We start from the raw sequence: 16,286 nt of genomic DNA on the forward strand, positions 1-16,286 counted from the left end.
GGGCGGGCCGGAAACCCTCATCGAGGTGGTGCTCGCCGCCGACAAGGAGCGCACCGCCCTCCTCGCGGAGGCAGAGCACGCGGACGGCATCCGCCGCGCCGAGATCGAAATGCGGCTCACCGATATCGGCGCGCATTCCGCCCCCTCGCGCGCCGCCGCCATTCTCCACGGCCTCGGCTTCGATGCGGAGGCGCAACGCAGGCCCTGCTCCGATTTCTCGGGCGGCTGGCGCATGCGCGTGGCGCTCGCCGCCGTGCTGTTCACCGAGCCCGACCTGCTGCTTCTCGACGAGCCGACGAACTATCTCGACCTCGAAGGTACGCTCTGGCTCTACGATTATCTCGGGCGCTATCCGCACACGGTTCTCGTCATCAGCCACGACCGCGAACTGCTCGACACCTGCGTGAACCACATCCTGCATCTCGATCGCGGCAAGCTCTCGATCTATCGCGGCGGCTACACATCGTTCGCCAAGCAATATGCGGAAAAGCGCGAGCTCACCGCGAAGATGGCGGCGAAGCAGGAGGCCGAGCGCAAGCACCTGCAAGCCTTCGTCGACCGCTTTAAAGCCAAGGCCTCGAAGGCGCGGCAGGCGCAGTCGCGCGTGAAGCGCCTTGCCAAGATGGAGGCCGTCACGACCATCGTCGAGGACGACGTGATGCCCTTCAACCTGCCAGGACCCGAGCGCCCCGCAGCGCCGCCGCTGATTACCGTGGAGAGCGGCGCGGTGGGTTACGGCGAGCGCATCGTGCTCGACCGGCTGAACCTCACCATCGCGCCGGATGACCGTATCGCGCTTCTGGGCTCCAACGGCAACGGCAAGTCCACCTTCTGCAAGCTCATCGGCGGCAGGCTCGCGCCCATGAAGGGCGAGATGCGCACGCCCACCCGCATGGACGTGGCCTATTTCGCGCAGCACCAGCTCGACGAGCTGAACCCGAAGGCGAGCGCCTACGACCACGTGGCCGAGCGCATGCCCGACACGCCCATCGCAAAAATCCGCGCCCGTACGGCGCAGATCGGCTTTCCGGGCGCGAAGGCCGACACGCCGGTCTCCTCGCTCTCCGGCGGCGAGAAGGCGCGCCTGCTCATGGGCCTTGCCGCCTTCAACGGCCCTCACCTGCTCATCCTCGACGAGCCGACGAACCACCTCGACATCGACAGTCGCACGGCGCTGATGGAAGCGATCAACGATTACGACGGCGCCGTGATCCTCGTGAGCCACGACCGCTTCCTGATCGAGGCCTGCGCGGACCGTCTCTGGATCGTCGGCAACGGCAGCGTGAAGCCTTTCGATGGCGATATGGACGATTATCGCCAGCTCATCCTCTCCGGCGATCTCGATACGCAAAAGCGCTCGGACAAGCCGCAGGCGCCGAGCACCTCGAAGGTCGATGAACGCCGCGCCGCCGCCGAGAAACGCGTGGCGCTGGCACCATTGCGCAAGAAACTTGAAGCGCTGGAAGCGAGGATGGCGAAACTCACCGACGTGATCGCCAAGGTGGACACAGCACTCGCCGACGGCACGGCCTTCCTGAAGGATTCAGCGAAGGCGACGGAGCTGTCGAAGATGCGCGCCGACGCGGCGGAAACGCTCGCTGCTCTGGAGGAGGAGTGGCTGAGCGTGAGCGGGGAGATTGAAGAGGTGTCGGCCTAACATAGAGATCGAACTGTCGCCGCAATCGGCATAGCTCTCGGCGCTGCAGTGGGCTATCTCCGTCGTGATTAGGCCTAGGATGAGTTTTTCATCAAACCGGTAATCCGTGCGGGATTTGCGCTATCGGAAGCTAGCGTCATCCTGTACGGTGGCTTCATCAGTGGTTCCTAAGTCAGCCGCTGCCCTTTTGGGCGCAGGAGCGTCTCGAAGCTCTTCGGGCTTTGGAGAACCCACCATGCCAGTCAATTTGCAGCCACCCGGAAAGCCTACACCGACTGCCCCTCTCCAGCGTACGTCATTTCTGGACCAGTCCTTGAACTGGCTCGCCGTCGTTGTGGGAATTGGGTTGTGCGTCTGGGGTATAAACTATGGCTCTAGCCTGCTGAGCTAGCAGGCAGCCATTCTTTCCGCGTAAATATTCGGGTCATCGACCCTGCCTTGTACTTGGCAGGATCGACTGTTTTTACGGCTTCACGATCCGATCGAGCCGGTTGTTCACGAAGAAGTACAGCTCGCGCCCGCCCGGCTCGGAATAGAGCACCTGCACCTCGCGCTGTCCCTTCCCGCTTTCTCCGACGAGCACGTCGGTGGCGGGCTTGCCCTTGATGCGGACGATGTCGCATTCCGCGATGCCGGGTTCGATCACGGTGGCAGTGCCTGTCGATACGCCGGTGCAGCGTCCGTCGGGGCCCAGCAGAGGGCCGTCGAAGGTCGGGCCGGTGGGCACGGATGCCATCGGCGCCGCGGGCGTATAGGGCGCTGCAACCGGAGGCGCGGATGACGTGCTAGTGCAGGCAGCGACACTCATGGCGGCGAGAACCGCACCGGACAGAACCTTCAGACGCATCGATCAATCCCCGTTGGCGGCTCTGGCCTGCAGGGCTTCCTCGAAAAGCCTCTGCACGTCGTTTCGGAAGGCCTGCCGCGACGCCTGTCGCGAATAGAACATGTGGCCGCCCTCGTAAACACTCAATGCCACACGGTTCTGGGGACCAAGCGCGGGAAGCTGATCGAGAAGCAGCTTGGAGGCGAAGTATGGCGTCACCAGATCGGTGAAGCCGTGGGTAACGAGCACGCGCATCTTGCCGTCGAGCGAAAGCGCCTGACGCAGCTCATCGAGATTCTCAGGCGCGTTCCGCCCGTTGCCCCAGCGCCAATTGCCGTTGACGCTGCCGTTCAACAGGTTGTAGCGCCCTTCCGCCTTGTAGTTCAGGGTTTGGGACAGGTGGCCGATGATGGCGCTCGACAAGGGCGCGGTCATCGCATCGAGCACGGGATCATCGAAACGCGAAACCTGCGAGTTGGGATTGGGATCGGCAATCGCGATGTTGGTATCGTACGCGCTGACGATCTCGGATGTGCTGCGCCGCAATTCCCGTTGCGCTGTGCGCATGTCGATACGTCCTGCGAGACGCTTCGTCAGTTCGGGATCGAGGCCTGTGAATTCCGCGACGCGGGTGCTCACGCGGTCCACGACGACCTTGTCCTGAGGCCCCTTCATGAGATCGATGAGATACTCTCCGGAAGCGTAATTCTCGGCGGCCTGCAAGGATTCGCGAGAAACCGGACCTTTGCGCGACTGCTGCGCCGCCGCAAGCGACGGCAGGAGTGCCGCGTTGATCCAGGGCGCGCCGGTTCCTCCCCCGAGCCAGTCGAAATCGAACACCGGCGACACGAGCACGAGGCCGCTGAAGCCGATGCCCTGATCGTTTTGCAATTTCTGCGCCAGCAGCGGCCCACGGAAGCCGCCATAGCTTTCGCCCACGAAGAATTTCGGCGAGGCCAGCCGGTCTTTTTCCTTCAGCCAGCGCATGACGAAGGCGGCGAGCCCATCGATATCGCCTTGAACCGAATAGAACCGCTCGCGCACCTGATCGCCGCCGACCACGCGACTGTAGCCCGTGCCCGGCGGATCGATGAACACGAGATCCGTGAAATCGAGCCAGGTTTCCGCATTGGGCACGAGCGCGGGGGATGCCGAGGGGCTGATGGCGCCGCCGTCCAGCGGCAGAAGCCAGGGGCCGACGGCAAGAAGATGGAGATAGGCGGAGGACGCCCCCGGTCCGCCATTAACCGCAAATGTCACGGGCCGGGACGCCCGGTCCGCATCGTCCCGCGTATAGGCCACGAAGCCGATTTCAGCCTGAGGCGCACCCTCGGGATTGGTCAGCGCGAGATGCCCGGCCGTCGCAGTGAATTGCAGGGTGCGCCCCGGCAATTGCAGCGTATGACGCGTCACCGATTCCGGAGGCAAGCTCTGGGTTTGCGTTTCCTGCCGCTGACGCCGCTGGTCTTGCTGCGCCGCCTGCTGTCCTGCCTCCTGCGCCCCCGCCCCGAGCGGCATGGCCAGGGAGACACAAAGCGCGGCATAGAGTGGAAGGCGGAAGGCTCGGGACATCGCGGAATTCCTTGTGGCTCCGGTGAAACTGGAGACTTCGGCTTCTGATGCAAGCTTTCGGGCGATGAAGAAATCGTGTTCGGCTGTCTGTTCCGTCATGGCCGGGACAAGCCCGGCCATGACGTTAAAAGAGACTCCGCACTTCAAACTTCTGAAACAGGCTCACGCCTTCCTCTCCCACCGCCCTCGCTCGTCCTGCTGCCAGTAGGTCGCATCGTGACCGCCCTCCTTCACCGCGCGCCATTGGTCGCGGGCGATGGCGAGAGCCTGAACGTCGTTACCGTCGAACAGGATCGCGAGACGCTGGTAGGAAGCGATGTCCTGGGGCAGGTCCGCGCCCTCGGCGAGGAAACGGATTGCGGAACCGTTGGGGTTGTCGGCGCCCAGCGTGATGAGAATGGGCTGGTCGGCCGCATGGGCCTCACGGTCCGTGCCATGCGGCAGAAAGCTTTCGTCGCTGAAGGTCCAGAGGTGGTCGTCGAGCGCGGACAAGCGCTCTTCAGTCGTCACCTGAATCACCGCTCGCCAGCCGCGCTCCAGCGTTTTCTGCAGGAGCGTGGGCAGCACAGATTCCAGCGGCTGTTGCTGGAGATGATAGAAAAGGACCTCGGCCATTACTTTCCTGTCATCCCGGACGACGCGTAGCGCAGATCCGGGATCGTTGTCAGAATAGAGCGCTATCTTCGTTAGACGATCCCGGGTTCCGCTGGCGCGGCCCCGGGATGACGCTCTTGAAGGTTCAGCCCTCGTAGTGATCGCGCACGAGTCGGTCGAGCAGACGCACGCCCCAGCCTGAAGCCCAGCCCTTGCTGACTTCGGTCTGCGGCGAGCCCATGGCGGTGCCGGCGATGTCGAGATGCGCCCAGGGCGTATCGTTGACGAAGCGCTGGAGCAGAGCCGCCGCAGAGCTCGAACCGCCGAAGCGCCCGCCGGTATTCTTCATGTCGGCGAACTTGGATTCGATCATCTTGTCGAATTCCGGCCCGATCGGCATGCGCCACACGCGCTCGCCCGTCGTCTTGCCGGAGGCGGTGATGCGGTCGGACAATTCGTCGTTGTTGGAGAACAGGCCCGCATATTCCTGCGCCAGCGCCACGAGGATCGCGCCGGTGAGCGTTGCGAGATCGATCATGAATTTCGGCTTGAAGCGGTCCTGCACATACCAGAGCACGTCGGCCAGCACGAGGCGGCCTTCCGCATCCGTGTTGATGATCTCGATGGTCTGGCCGGACATGGTGGTCACGATGTCGCCGGGGCGCTGGGCATTGCCGTCCGGCATGTTCTCCACGAGGCCGATGGCGCCGACTACGTTGGCCTTGGCTTTGCGGCTGGCCAGCGCATGCATGAGGCCGACCACGCAGGCCGCGCCCGCCATGTCGCCCTTCATGTCCTCCATGCCGGCCGCCGGCTTGATCGAGATGCCGCCGGTATCGAACACCACGCCCTTGCCGATGAAGGCGATGGGCTTGTCGTTGGCCCTGCCCCCGTTCCAGCGCATGATCGCCACGCGTGGCKGACGCGCCGAGCCCTGCGCCACGCCCAGGAGCGCGCCCATGCCGAGCTTCTTCATGGCCCGCTCGTCGAGAATCTCGACCTCGACACCGAGCTTGGTCAAAGCCTGAGCGCGAGCGGCAAATTCCTGCGGGCCGAGCACGTTCGGCGGCTCGTTCACGAGGTCGCGGGCAACGGCGATGCCGTGGTAGACGCCCTCGCTTCCCTTGTAGGCCTTCTTGACGGCGGCAGCATCGGCCACGTTCAGAACGAGGCGAGCCGGACCCTTGGAGCCGTTATCGTCCTTCTTGGTCTTGTAGTGGTCGAAGCTGTAGCGGCGCATCTGCACGCCGAGCGCCACATCCGCGACGGCCTCTGGCGTCACCTCGATTTTCGGCAGGTCGAGGATGGCGGTCGTGACCTTTCCATTGGCTTTGCCGGCGATGAGACCACCAAGCTGGAGGAAATCGACCGAATCCCTGTCCTTCTCGCCGCCGACGCCGACAACGATGAGCCGGTCCACGCTCAGGCCGTTGGGCACCACGATGGACATGGCCGACTTCGCCTTGCCCTTGAAGCTCTCGGCTGCGGCCGCCTTGGCGATCAGGTCGACGGCCTTGGAGCCGAGCTGCTTCGCAACCGCTGGCGCTGGCTTGAGATCCTCTCCGACGAAGACGATGAGATCGCCGGTTTCGACCTTGCCGTGCGGCTGAAAGTCGATCTTGAAGCTGTCGGCCATGAAACCCTCGTAGTTTGACTGAATATGGGGCCGGATTCGCGGGCACCCCGAATAAGGACTTCCACCATATAGGGCATGAGGAGCGCCGCCGTGAAATAGGCGCAATCGCGGGCTGTTGAAAACACCCGTCTTGCCTTAAGACCTTGTGACAAGGTACCCACGGCCTTTGGTGCCCAGGGCGAAGAGCTTCATGACACTTCTCGAACGCTATATTTTGAAAATCTCGTTCAGCGCATTCGTCGCGTGCCTGGTCGCGCTGACGGCCGTCATCTGGATCACGCAGGCCCTGCGCGAGCTCGATCTTTTGACCGGCAAGGGCCAGACGCTCTTCATCTTTCTGACGGTGACGGGCCTGTCTCTGCCCGCCCTGATCAACGTCATCGCGCCCGTGGCCCTGTTCATGGCCGTCATCTACACCCTCAACAGGCTGAATGGCGACTCGGAGCTGATCGTCATGAGCGCGGGCGGCATGGCGCCTCAGCGCCTGCTGCGGCCCTTCATCGCGCTCGCCGCCTTCATCTGCATCGTGGTGGGCATGATCTCGGTCTACATCATGCCGGCGAGCTTCCAGGAGCTGCGTCTCCTGTTCACGAAGATCAGGGCCGATTTCGTGGCCACCATGGCCAAGGAAGGCCAGTTCATCACGCTCGAGAACGGCATCACCTTCCACTACCGCGAGCGCTCGGGCGATGCATTGCTCGGAATTTTCATGGAAGATCAACGGGATAAGAAGAAGCCCATCGTCTATCTCGCCGAGCGCGGCCAGACCGTCGAGACCAACGGACAGGCCTATCTCGTGCTCGAAAAGGGCAGCGTCCAGCGCAAGGAACCGAACAGCCGCGATTCGTCCATCGTGGCCTTCGAGCGCTATGCCGTGGACCTCGCGGCCTTCAACCGGGAGGACGGCGAGGTGATCTACAAGCCGCGCGAGCGCAGCACCACGCAGCTCCTGTTCCCGGACAAGAGCGAACCGCTCTACCAGCTCCAGCCGGGACGCTTCAGGGCCGAGCTTCATGAAAGGCTTTCATCCTGGCTCTATCCGCTCGCCATGATGGCCATTGCCTTCGCGGCCCTGGGCGAAGCCCGCACGACCCGCCAGGGGCGCGGTCTCGCCATCGCGGCGGCCATCGTCGGCGTGGTGCTGTTACGAATTCTCGGATTTGCCGCATCCAGCGCGGCGGCGCGCTCGGCTGCGGCCGTCATTGCCATCTATGCGGTCCCGATCGGCACCATCGTGATCTGCCTCATGCAGATCTTCCAGGGTCCGGCCATGCGTTCCTTCAACGCCAAGGTCCGTAATGCATTCCGCTCCTTGCGCCCCTCGCGTAAGGCAGCAACCCAGGGAGCTTGAGCATGTTGATCGGGCGTACCCTCGGGCTCTATTTCTCCCGCCAGTTCATCAAGACGATCTTTATCGTCTTCGCGACGGTTTTCACCCTCGTCTACACCCTCGATTTCGTGGAGCTGATGCGCCGCGCGGGCGATACGGAGAACGCCACCCCTGCCCTCATGGCCCAGCTGGCCCTGTTCCGTACCCCGGCCATTGCCGAGCAGGTCATGCCCTTCGCCGTTCTCTTCGGCAGCATGGCGGCCCTGCTTCAGCTCAGCCGCAAGCTGGAACTCGTGGTGGCCCGCGCCGCCGGCGTCTCCGCCTGGCAGTTCCTGCAGCCCGGCCTGCTGGTTGCCCTTACCCTCGGCATCGTGTCCGTCACGATCTACAACCCCGTTTCCGCTCATCTGAAGCAGCAGGCTTCCGATCTGGAGGCCAAGGCGTTCGCCTCCCGCACGTCGCAGGTCTCGGAGAAGCCCATCTGGCTGCGCCAGAAGAGCCAGGATGGGCAGGCGGTGTTCAGGGCCGACGGAAGCCTCAACGATTCGGCGACCCTGGTGGGCGTCACGGTCTATATGTTCGATGATGCCGGAGCCTTCACCCATCGAATCGAATCGAAGGAAGCAGCCCTTCATGAAGGTTTCTGGGAATTGAAGGACGCCCGTGTCCTCTCGGCGACCGAGGAGCCCCGATCACATGATCGCTATCTGATCGCCTCGAACCTCCAGCCTTCTCAACTCAGGCAGAGCTTCATCGACCCGGATTCCGTGCCTTTCTGGGACTTGAGAGACACGATCGATCGGTTGGAAAGCTCGGACATGAACGCGACGACCTACCAGCTGCATTACGACCTGCTCATGGCCCGCCCCTTGCTGTTCATCGCCATGGTTTTCGTAGCTGCTTCCGTCTCGTTAAGATTCTTTCGATTTGGCGGTGTAGCAATGTTAGTTCTGGGTGGCGTCGCTGCCGGCTTCATGCTTTATGTCGCCACTGAGCTTATGGCGGAGCTTGGAGCATCCGGCATCATCAGCTCTGGAGTTGCAGCCTGGTTCCCTGCCGTAGTAGGCAGTCTTTTAGGAACCTTGGCATTATTATACCAAGAGGACGGCTGACCCCGTTCTCATATAAGGGACGTGGGTTAAGCGTGGGGATTCAACGGCTCAAGACATCGGTCGCAACGTCTGCGATCGCAGCGGCGCTTCTGTGTGCCGTTGGGTCAGGGCCAACCCTTGCCCAGTCGCTGAATGACGCCATCACCTCCCGCGCCCAATCTCAGTCCGGGGAGGACCGCCTCCTCGTCGACGCCAAGGAAATCGTCTACGACAACGACCGGAACACGATTGCCGCCTCCGGCGACGTCCAGATGAACTACCAGGGCCGGACCCTCCAGGCCGACCGCGTCACCTATGACCGCAATACCGGACGCGTCTTCGCCGAAGGCAATGCCCGGCTGACGGATGCCAGCGGCGCCGTCGTCACGGGCGACCGATTCGAGCTGACGGACGACTTCAAGAACGGCTTCATCGATTCGCTGCGGGTGGTTCAGACTTCGGTCGACAATGGCCGCCCGGTCACGACCCGCTTCTCGGCCCCCCGCGCCGAACGGGCCGCTGGTGAAACGACGACCTTCGAAAGCGGCACCTACACGGCCTGCGAGCCCTGTAAGGACAACCCGGAGCGGCCGCCTCTCTGGCAGGTGAAGGCCGCCAAGATCATCCATAACAACAGCGAGCAGACGATCTATTACGAGGACGCGACCCTCGAGATCCTTGGCCTGCCCGTAGCGTATATGCCGTATTTCTGGACGCCGGATCCCACGGTCAAGCGCAAGACCGGCTTCCTCTCGCCCCGTTACGTCTATTCGAATACCCTCGGTTTCGGCTTGGGCGTCCCGTTCTTTTGGGCCATCGCGCCCAATTATGACCTGACCGTCACGCCGACCATTCTCAGCCGCCAGGGCCTCCTCGGCCAGGCCGAGTGGCGCCATCGTCTCGAGACCGGCTCCTACAACATCCGCGTGGCGGGCATTTCGCAGCTCGACCCGGATGCCTTCTTGGACAGCCCCTATGGTCCGGGCGACCGCGAATTCCGCGGCTCGCTGGAAACGACCGGCAAATTCTACATCAACGACCGCTGGACATGGGGCTGGGACATCGCTCTGGTTTCAGACAAATGGTTCCTGTCGAACTATAATATCCGCAGCGAAAGTCTCAGCACGATTTACCTAAGGGAATCGATCTCGACCCTGTACCTGCAGGGCCAAGGCGACCGATCCTTCTTCGACATGCGCGGCTACTATTTCCAAGGCCTGTCGACGCAGGACTGGCAGAAGCAGCTGCCCGTCGTCGCCCCGGTTCTCGACTACGACAAGCGCGTCACGCCTTCCGTCATTGGCGGCGAGTTCGCACTCAACGTGAATGTCACCAGCCTGACCCGCGAGGCGGCCCAGTTCGAGCCGCTTTCCACCGCCAACCAGACCAGTTTCGGCATCTATCAAACCTGCGTCATCTTCGATCCGGAATCGTGTTTGGTGCGCGGCATCAGCGGCTCGACCTCCCGGGCTTCGGTCATGGCTTCCTGGCGGCGTGAGTTCGTCGATCCGGCCGGTCAGGTCTGGACGCCCTTCGCCTATCTTCGTGCCGACAACTTCTGGATCGCTCCCAACTTCAGCGGCTACCAGAACGCCAATCTTAGCAACTACATCCAGGACGAGGACGATTATCTGTTCCGGGCCATGCCGGCCGTCGGCCTCGAATACCGCTATCCCTTCGTCGCCGATCTCGGCACCTCGGGCCGCCAGGTGATCGAGCCCATCGCTCAGGTCATCGCCCGCCCGAACGAGACCAAGATCGGCCATCTTCCCAACGAGGATGCGCAGAGCCTTGTCTTCGACGACACGTCTCTCTTCGACTGGGACAAGTACTCTGGTTACGACCGTGCGGAAGGCGGCGTTCGTGCGAATCTCGGCATCCAGTACACGGTTACCGGCGCCGACAATTTCTATGCGAACGCGCTGTTCGGACAGTCCTATCAGATCGCCGGCCGCAACTCGTTCCGCCAACCGGATCTCGCCAATGTCGGCCTGGATTCAGGTCTCGATTCCCGCGCTTCCGACTATGTGGGCCGCCTGCAGATCTCGCCGAATGCCAATTTCGCGTTCGTGTCGCGCGCGCGGTTCGATCAGGATGACTTCGGCGTCAACCGGGTCGAAGCTGGGGTCAGGGCCAATTTCAACCCGTACCTGCCGCTCTCGACCTCGCTGACATATGCGAGCTACGCGGCCCAGCCGGATATCGGCTTCCCGCGCCGCCGCGAGGGCCTGCTCGGCTCGGCGACCTGGAACGTGACGCCGAACTGGTATCTTTCCGGGTCGTTGTTGCTCGATCTCGATCGCTACCTGCTCGCCCGCGAGAACTATGCGATCCAATACGCCACCAATCCCGACACTGCGGTCTACAACCGTCAGGACACCGCCTATGTCAGCTCCATGTCACTGGGCGTGGGCTATATCGACGAGTGCACCACCTTCTCAGTCAGCTACATCATGACTCCTCGTGAACTGACGACCACCGCGGGCGAGAAGGATCGCAACCACACGGTGATGCTGCGTCTTGAGCTGCGCACCCTGGGCGAGGCCAATTTCACCCAGCGTCTGGACGGCTCCGACTCCGGGGAAGAGGGCGTAGCCAACTAGTGCCCCGGCATGAGCGCCCTCTCCTGCTGACCCAGGGCGACCCCGCAGGCATCGGGCCGGAGCTGACCCTCAAAGCCTGGCTCCAGCGCAACGAAGAACGCCTTCCGCCTTTCGCGGTCATTGCCGATCCCGCTCATCTGGAACGTGTCGCCAAGGATCAAGGCTGGAACGTCCCCATCGTGTCCGTCGAGCCTTCCAAGATCGCCTCGACCTTCGCGCAGGCCCTGCCGGTCATTCCCTTGAAAGCCAGCGTCGCAGCGCTGCCTGGAAAGCCAGATGCGGCCTGGGCTCCCTCCGTGATCGAATCCATCGAGACGGCGGTCAGCCTCGTGCGGAGCGGCGCAGCCAGCGCCCTCGTCACCAACCCGATTGCGAAGCATGTGCTCTACGATGCCGGCTTCAAGCATCCGGGCCACACGGAATTCCTGGCGGCTCTCGCCGCAGCCGGCGGCAGCGAGACTTATCACCCGGTGATGATGCTCTGGAGCGAGGAGCTCGCCGTCGTGCCGGTCACCGTGCATATCGCACTCGCCAAGGTGCCGGCGGATCTCACGACGGATCTCATCGTTCTTACAGGGCGGATCGTCGCCCGCGAGCTCCGGGAGTGGTTCGGCTTGTCCCAACCGCGCCTTGCCTTGGCAGGGCTCAATCCTCATGCGGGCGAGAACGGCTCGATGGGCAAGGAAGACCAGGATATCATCGCTCCCGCCGTGGATATTCTGCGGGCCGATGGCATCGAGGTTGCAGGCCCGCTACCGGCGGACACCATGTTCCATGCCCGCGCCCGCAAGAACTACGATGCGGCGCTGGCCATGTACCACGACCAAGCCCTGATCCCGATCAAGACCATCGCCTTCGACGAAGCGGTAAACGTGACGCTTGGCCTGCCTTTCGTGCGCACATCGCCCGACCACGGCACGGCCTTCGACATCGCGGGCAAAGGCATCGCCCGCCCCGACAGCCTGATTGCCGCCATCAGGCTTGCCGCCCGCTTGGGAAAAGGTGCGAAATCATGAGTCAGATCGACGGTCTTCCTCCTTTACGCGAAGTGGTGCGCACGCACGGCCTGATGGCCAAGAAATCGCTTGGCCAGAACTTCCTGTTCGACCTCAACCTGACGAGCCGCATCGCCCGCTCCGCCGGGCCGTTGGAAGACGCTACCGTCATCGAGGTCGGTCCCGGTCCCGGCGGCCTGACCCGCGCCATCCTGGCGGCAGGTGCGAAAAAGGTCGTCGCCATCGAGCGCGACAGCCGCTGCCTGCCGGCTCTTGCCGAAATCGCCGATCATTATCCCGAACGCCTCGATGTGATCGAAGCGKATGCGCTCGCGTTCGACCCGCGCCCCATGATGGGCGACGGGCTCGTGCGCATCATCTCGAACCTTCCCTACAATGTGGGCACGGCGCTGCTGATTAATTGGCTCACAGTCGAGGAATGGCCGCCCTGGTGGTCGTCGCTCACTCTCATGTTCCAGCGCGAGGTGGCCGAGCGCATCGTGGCGACGGAAGACGACCCGAAGGATTATGGGCGGCTTGGAGTGCTTTGCGGCTGGCGTACGGATGCGCGCATCCTCTTCGACGTGCCGCCCTCCGCCTTCGTCCCGCCGCCGAAGATCACGTCGAGCATCGTTCACCTGACGCCGAAGGCCTCGCCGCTTCCCTGCCGCATCGGAGCCCTGGAGGCGGTCACGCGCGCGGCCTTCGGCCAGCGTCGCAAGATGCTGCGCCAGAGCCTGAAATCTATCGCGCCCGATCCCTCAGAAATCATCAAGGCAGCAGGCCTTGAGGAAACGGCTCGCGCGGAGAATGTGCCGGTGGAAGGTTATGTGGCGCTTGCCAATGCCTTCGATGCGGCGCGGGGCAAAGCTTAATCCAGCTTCTCCGACAGGAGCCCTTCGACGAACTCCGACAGCCCGACGAGACGATCGCGCTTGAGGCGCTCGGCAGTCTGGATAGCCTTGAGTCTCTGGAAGGAGTCGTCCAGGTACTCGTTGACGATCACGTAGTCGTATTCGACCCAGCGCTCCATCTCGACGCGGGCATTGGCGAGGCGCTTGGCGATGACGTCGGGCGCATCTTCCGCACGGCGCTCAAGGCGGGCCTTCAGCTCCTTGAAGCTCGGAGGCAGAACGAAGACCGTGACCACATCGTCAGGCAGCTTCTGGCGCACCTGACGCGTACCCTGGTAGTCGATGTCGAAGACCATGTCCTGGCCGGAGGCCAGTGTCTTCTCAACCGGCTTGCGCGGCGTGCCGTAGTAATTGCCGTGGACCTCGGCCCATTCCAGCAACTCGTCGCGGTCGCGCATCGCCAGGAACTCTTCCACTTCGATGAAGTGATAGTGCTTTCCCTCGATCTCGGACGGGCGCTTCGGGCGCGTGGTGACGGAGACGGAGAGAACGCCTGCGCGCTCGTCAACAAGGCTGCGGGTCAGTGTGGTCTTGCCCGCGCCGGAGGGCGAGGACAGGATGAGGATGAGGCCGCGACGGCCGACCAGAGGTTTGGAAACTTCACTCACCGCATCACTCCACGTTCTGAACCTGCTCGCGGAATTGCTCGATAACGGCTTTCAGTTCAAGGCCGATCCGCGACAAAGACACGTCATTGGCCTTCGCGCACAGGGTATTCGCCTCGCGGCCGAATTCCTGCGCCAGAAAATCGAGACGACGGCCGACGCTGCCGCCCTCCTGCAGCAATCCGCGCGCCGCATCCACATGGGCGCGCAGGCGGTCGATCTCCTCGCGGATATCGGCGCGGGCGGCGATCAGCACGGCTTCCTGATGCAGGCGCGCGGGATCGAGCGTGGCCTTGCCGTCGATGAGTTCCGCGATCTGCGCTTCGAGCCGCGCCCGAATGGCCTCGGGCTGACGCGCGGGCGACTTTTCCGCTTCGGTGACGAACGACGTAATCAGATCGAGCTGCTGGTTGAGGACGACGGCAAGCGCCTGTCCTTCCTTCAGCCGCGCTGCTTTCAGAGATTCGATGAGTTGGCCGACAGCGCCCTTGAGCGCCGTGGTGAGCGCCTCGTCCTGCCCCGGCTCCGTCGCATCCTCTTCGAGCTCGACGACGCCGCGCACGGAGAGAAGCCCATCGAGCGAGGCGGGCTGCACGTTGCCGGGAAGGGTCAAATTACCGATAGCGGACAGGAGGGATTGCAGGACCTCCTGATTGACGCGCAGCTTCGGCGTGGAGGAGGCCTTCGAGAGGGAGAGATTGAGCTGGCCCTGGCCTCGGGTGAGCGCCTTGAGGATCTGGCCCCGCGCCTCTTCGCCCAAGGCATCGAAGCCGGACGGCGTACGCACCCGCACTTCGAGCCCGCGCCCGTTGACCGTCTTGATCTCCCACGCCCACTGGTAGGGGCCGGTGATCCCGGCTTCACGGGCGAAGCCGGTCATGCTCGCAATGGACATAGAAAACCTCGCAAAACCCGGCTGTCACATCGGGCACCTGAAATCGGCGCGACCATAATGCGCGCCGATCCCGGAGTCGATCAGCAATCCCGAGTTCTCGGAGGCATCCGGCCCGTTACTGGCCCGGCGGCCGCAAGTTGGGAATGTTTTTCGGATTCGACAGGTCGAAGGTCTTGTTCTTGAGGGGGTCCTTGTCCGTCCCCTCACTTGCGTCGAACCCACGGGTGCGCCCGCCCTGCCGGTTTGCCGGGAGGGCATTGGCCGAGCCGCGCAGCTCCTGCGCCACGTCGTTCGAAGCGCCGGACTGGCCACGCGTCTCCGCTTCAGGTTCCACACGGTCCACCTCGGCCGGCTCGGTGGTGGCGCGCGTCTTCTCGAGCTGGCGCCAACGACTGACATTGCGCTGGTGCTGCTCGTAGGATTCGGCGAAGGCGTGGCCGCCCGAGCCATCGGCGACGAAGTAAAGGTCCTTCGTGCGCGACGGATTGGCGACAGCTTCGAGCGCGGCGCGTCCGGGATTGGCAATGGGGCCGGGAGGCAGGCCCTCGATCACATAGGTGTTGTAGGGCGTGGCGGCCTCGATCTCGCTGCGCATGATACCGCGACCAAGGGTGCCTTTTCCGCCCACGAGACCGTAGACGATGGTGGGGTCGGATTGCAGCTTCATGCGGCGCATGAGGCGATTGATGAACACGCCGGCGACCCGGGTGCGCTCATCCGCGCGGCCCGTCTCCTTCTCCACGATGGAGGCGAGGATCGTCAGTTCCTGCGGCGACTTGATCGGCAGTTCCGAAGAGCGGCGCTGCCAGATCTGGGTAATCGCCTGGCGCTGGGCCGCCTGCATGGTGTTGATGATCTGCTGGCGGGTGGTGCCACGCTCAAACTTGTAGGTATCGGGCAGCAGCGTGCCCTCGCGGGGCGTGTCGGTGACATCGCCGCTGAGGGTCTCGTTCTCGTAGAGGCGTGCGATGATCTGCTCGCTCGTGAGGCCTTCCGGCACCGTGACCGTGTGGAGGATCGCCTTGCCCTGGACCAGGGTGTCGATGGCTTCCTCGATGCTCGTGCCGGCCTTGAACTGGAACTCACCCGCCTTCATCTGGCCGCGCTGCCGGTTGATGAGGGCATAGGCCTCGAACAGGAAAGGCTGATTGATCACGCCCTCTTGCTTGAGGATGCTGGCGATCTCGCCGGTGCCCGTGTTGCGCGGGATGACGACCACCTTGTCGCTCTGGAGCGGTCCTTTAGCGGTGATCTCGCGCTCCAGGAAGGTGAAGCCGAAGATCCCTGCGATCGCCACGGCGACGAACAGGGTCATCAGCCCGCTCATGAGCGAGAGCATGCCCCTGCGACGACGGCGCAGGCGGGGCGGCGGCGGCGGAGCCAGCGACGGCTTGATGGCCTCGCTGGGCGAGCGCGGGGAAAGACGCGGCTGCTGCGGATCCAGCGCCTCGGCCTCGTGCTCAGCCATCAGATTGGTCTTTTTCTTTCGTCCGAACATCACGCTGCTTTTCTGGTGCCGGCCGATTCACTACCGGCTCGTCCGACACCCTAACGGGGAATATGGCGAA

The 16,286-nt window shown here is 63.4% G+C and carries 13 protein-coding genes; 6 read left to right on the plus strand and 7 right to left on the minus strand.

Translation table 11 applies throughout. The annotated features are described in order from the left end of the window. On the plus strand, window positions 1–1,657 hold a 1,657-nt coding region (locus tag ACXJKO_RS15495; RefSeq protein WP_457091986.1), incomplete at its 5' end, for an ABC-F family ATP-binding cassette domain-containing protein. A 463-nt stretch (window positions 1,658–2,120) separates the two neighbouring features. On the opposite strand, the gene ACXJKO_RS15500 is transcribed toward ACXJKO_RS15495, so the two are convergent. The 4 genes from ACXJKO_RS15500 to ACXJKO_RS15515 form a co-directional block, all read right to left on the minus strand. Then, window positions 2,121–2,504 carry a hypothetical protein gene (locus ACXJKO_RS15500; protein ID WP_457091987.1) on the minus strand — a complete coding sequence of 128 codons (384 nt, stop codon included), beginning with the start codon at window positions 2,502–2,504 and terminating at the stop codon, window positions 2,121–2,123. Between the two features lie 3 nt (window positions 2,505–2,507). Then, entirely contained in the window at window positions 2,508–4,055 is a 1,548-nt protein-coding gene (locus tag ACXJKO_RS15505; protein ID WP_457091988.1) for a S10 family peptidase, read from the minus strand. Between the two features lie 162 nt (window positions 4,056–4,217). After that, window positions 4,218–4,670: a DNA polymerase III subunit chi gene (locus ACXJKO_RS15510; RefSeq protein ID WP_457091989.1), complete on the minus strand. Its 453-nt coding sequence runs from the start codon at window positions 4,668–4,670 to the stop codon at window positions 4,218–4,220. Between the two features lie 124 nt (window positions 4,671–4,794). Further along, window positions 4,795–6,285: a leucyl aminopeptidase gene (locus tag ACXJKO_RS15515; RefSeq protein WP_457091990.1), complete on the minus strand. Its 1,491-nt coding sequence runs from the start codon at window positions 6,283–6,285 to the stop codon at window positions 4,795–4,797. Between the two features lie 190 nt (window positions 6,286–6,475). Here ACXJKO_RS15515 and lptF point away from each other — a divergent pair, with 190 nt between their 5' ends. From lptF to rsmA, 5 genes are read left to right on the plus strand one after another with little or no spacing between them, the layout of a single operon-like run. After that, on the plus strand, window positions 6,476–7,636 hold the full coding sequence (lptF, locus tag ACXJKO_RS15520) for an LPS export ABC transporter permease LptF (protein WP_457091991.1): 1,161 nt from the start codon (window positions 6,476–6,478) through the stop codon (window positions 7,634–7,636). 2 nt (window positions 7,637–7,638) lie between these two features. Further along, complete coding sequence (gene lptG / locus ACXJKO_RS15525) at window positions 7,639–8,727, plus strand: LPS export ABC transporter permease LptG (protein ID WP_457091992.1); 1,089 nt, start codon at window positions 7,639–7,641, stop codon at window positions 8,725–8,727. 38 nt (window positions 8,728–8,765) lie between these two features. Continuing rightward, window positions 8,766–11,309, plus strand: a complete 2,544-nt coding sequence (locus ACXJKO_RS15530; RefSeq protein WP_457092012.1) for an LPS-assembly protein LptD — start codon at window positions 8,766–8,768, stop codon at window positions 11,307–11,309. Further along, complete coding sequence (gene pdxA / locus ACXJKO_RS15535) at window positions 11,309–12,325, plus strand: 4-hydroxythreonine-4-phosphate dehydrogenase PdxA (protein WP_457091993.1); 1,017 nt, start codon at window positions 11,309–11,311, stop codon at window positions 12,323–12,325. Before ACXJKO_RS15530 ends, pdxA begins: the two co-directional genes overlap by 1 nt. Next, window positions 12,322–13,179 carry a 16S rRNA (adenine(1518)-N(6)/adenine(1519)-N(6))-dimethyltransferase RsmA gene (gene rsmA / locus ACXJKO_RS15540; protein WP_457091994.1) on the plus strand — a complete coding sequence of 286 codons (858 nt, stop codon included), beginning with the start codon at window positions 12,322–12,324 and terminating at the stop codon, window positions 13,177–13,179. Before pdxA ends, rsmA begins: the two co-directional genes overlap by 4 nt. Here rsmA and gmk read toward each other — a convergent pair. The 3 genes from gmk to mltG all read right to left on the minus strand — a co-directional run bounded on the left by gmk (window position 13,176) and on the right by mltG (window position 16,216). After that, complete coding sequence (gene gmk / locus ACXJKO_RS15545) at window positions 13,176–13,826, minus strand: guanylate kinase (protein ID WP_457091995.1); 651 nt, start codon at window positions 13,824–13,826, stop codon at window positions 13,176–13,178. The genes rsmA and gmk overlap by 4 nt on opposite strands. Window positions 13,827–13,830: 4 nt before the next feature. Further along, a complete protein-coding gene (locus tag ACXJKO_RS15550) occupies window positions 13,831–14,718 on the minus strand; it encodes a YicC/YloC family endoribonuclease (protein WP_457091996.1) in 888 nt (295 codons plus the stop codon). 115 nt (window positions 14,719–14,833) lie between these two features. Further along, window positions 14,834–16,216, minus strand: a complete 1,383-nt coding sequence (gene mltG, locus ACXJKO_RS15555; protein WP_457092013.1) for an endolytic transglycosylase MltG — start codon at window positions 16,214–16,216, stop codon at window positions 14,834–14,836. Window positions 16,217–16,286: the final 70 nt, after the last annotated feature.

It is taken from the genome of Microvirga sp. P5_D2, assembly GCF_054049475.1.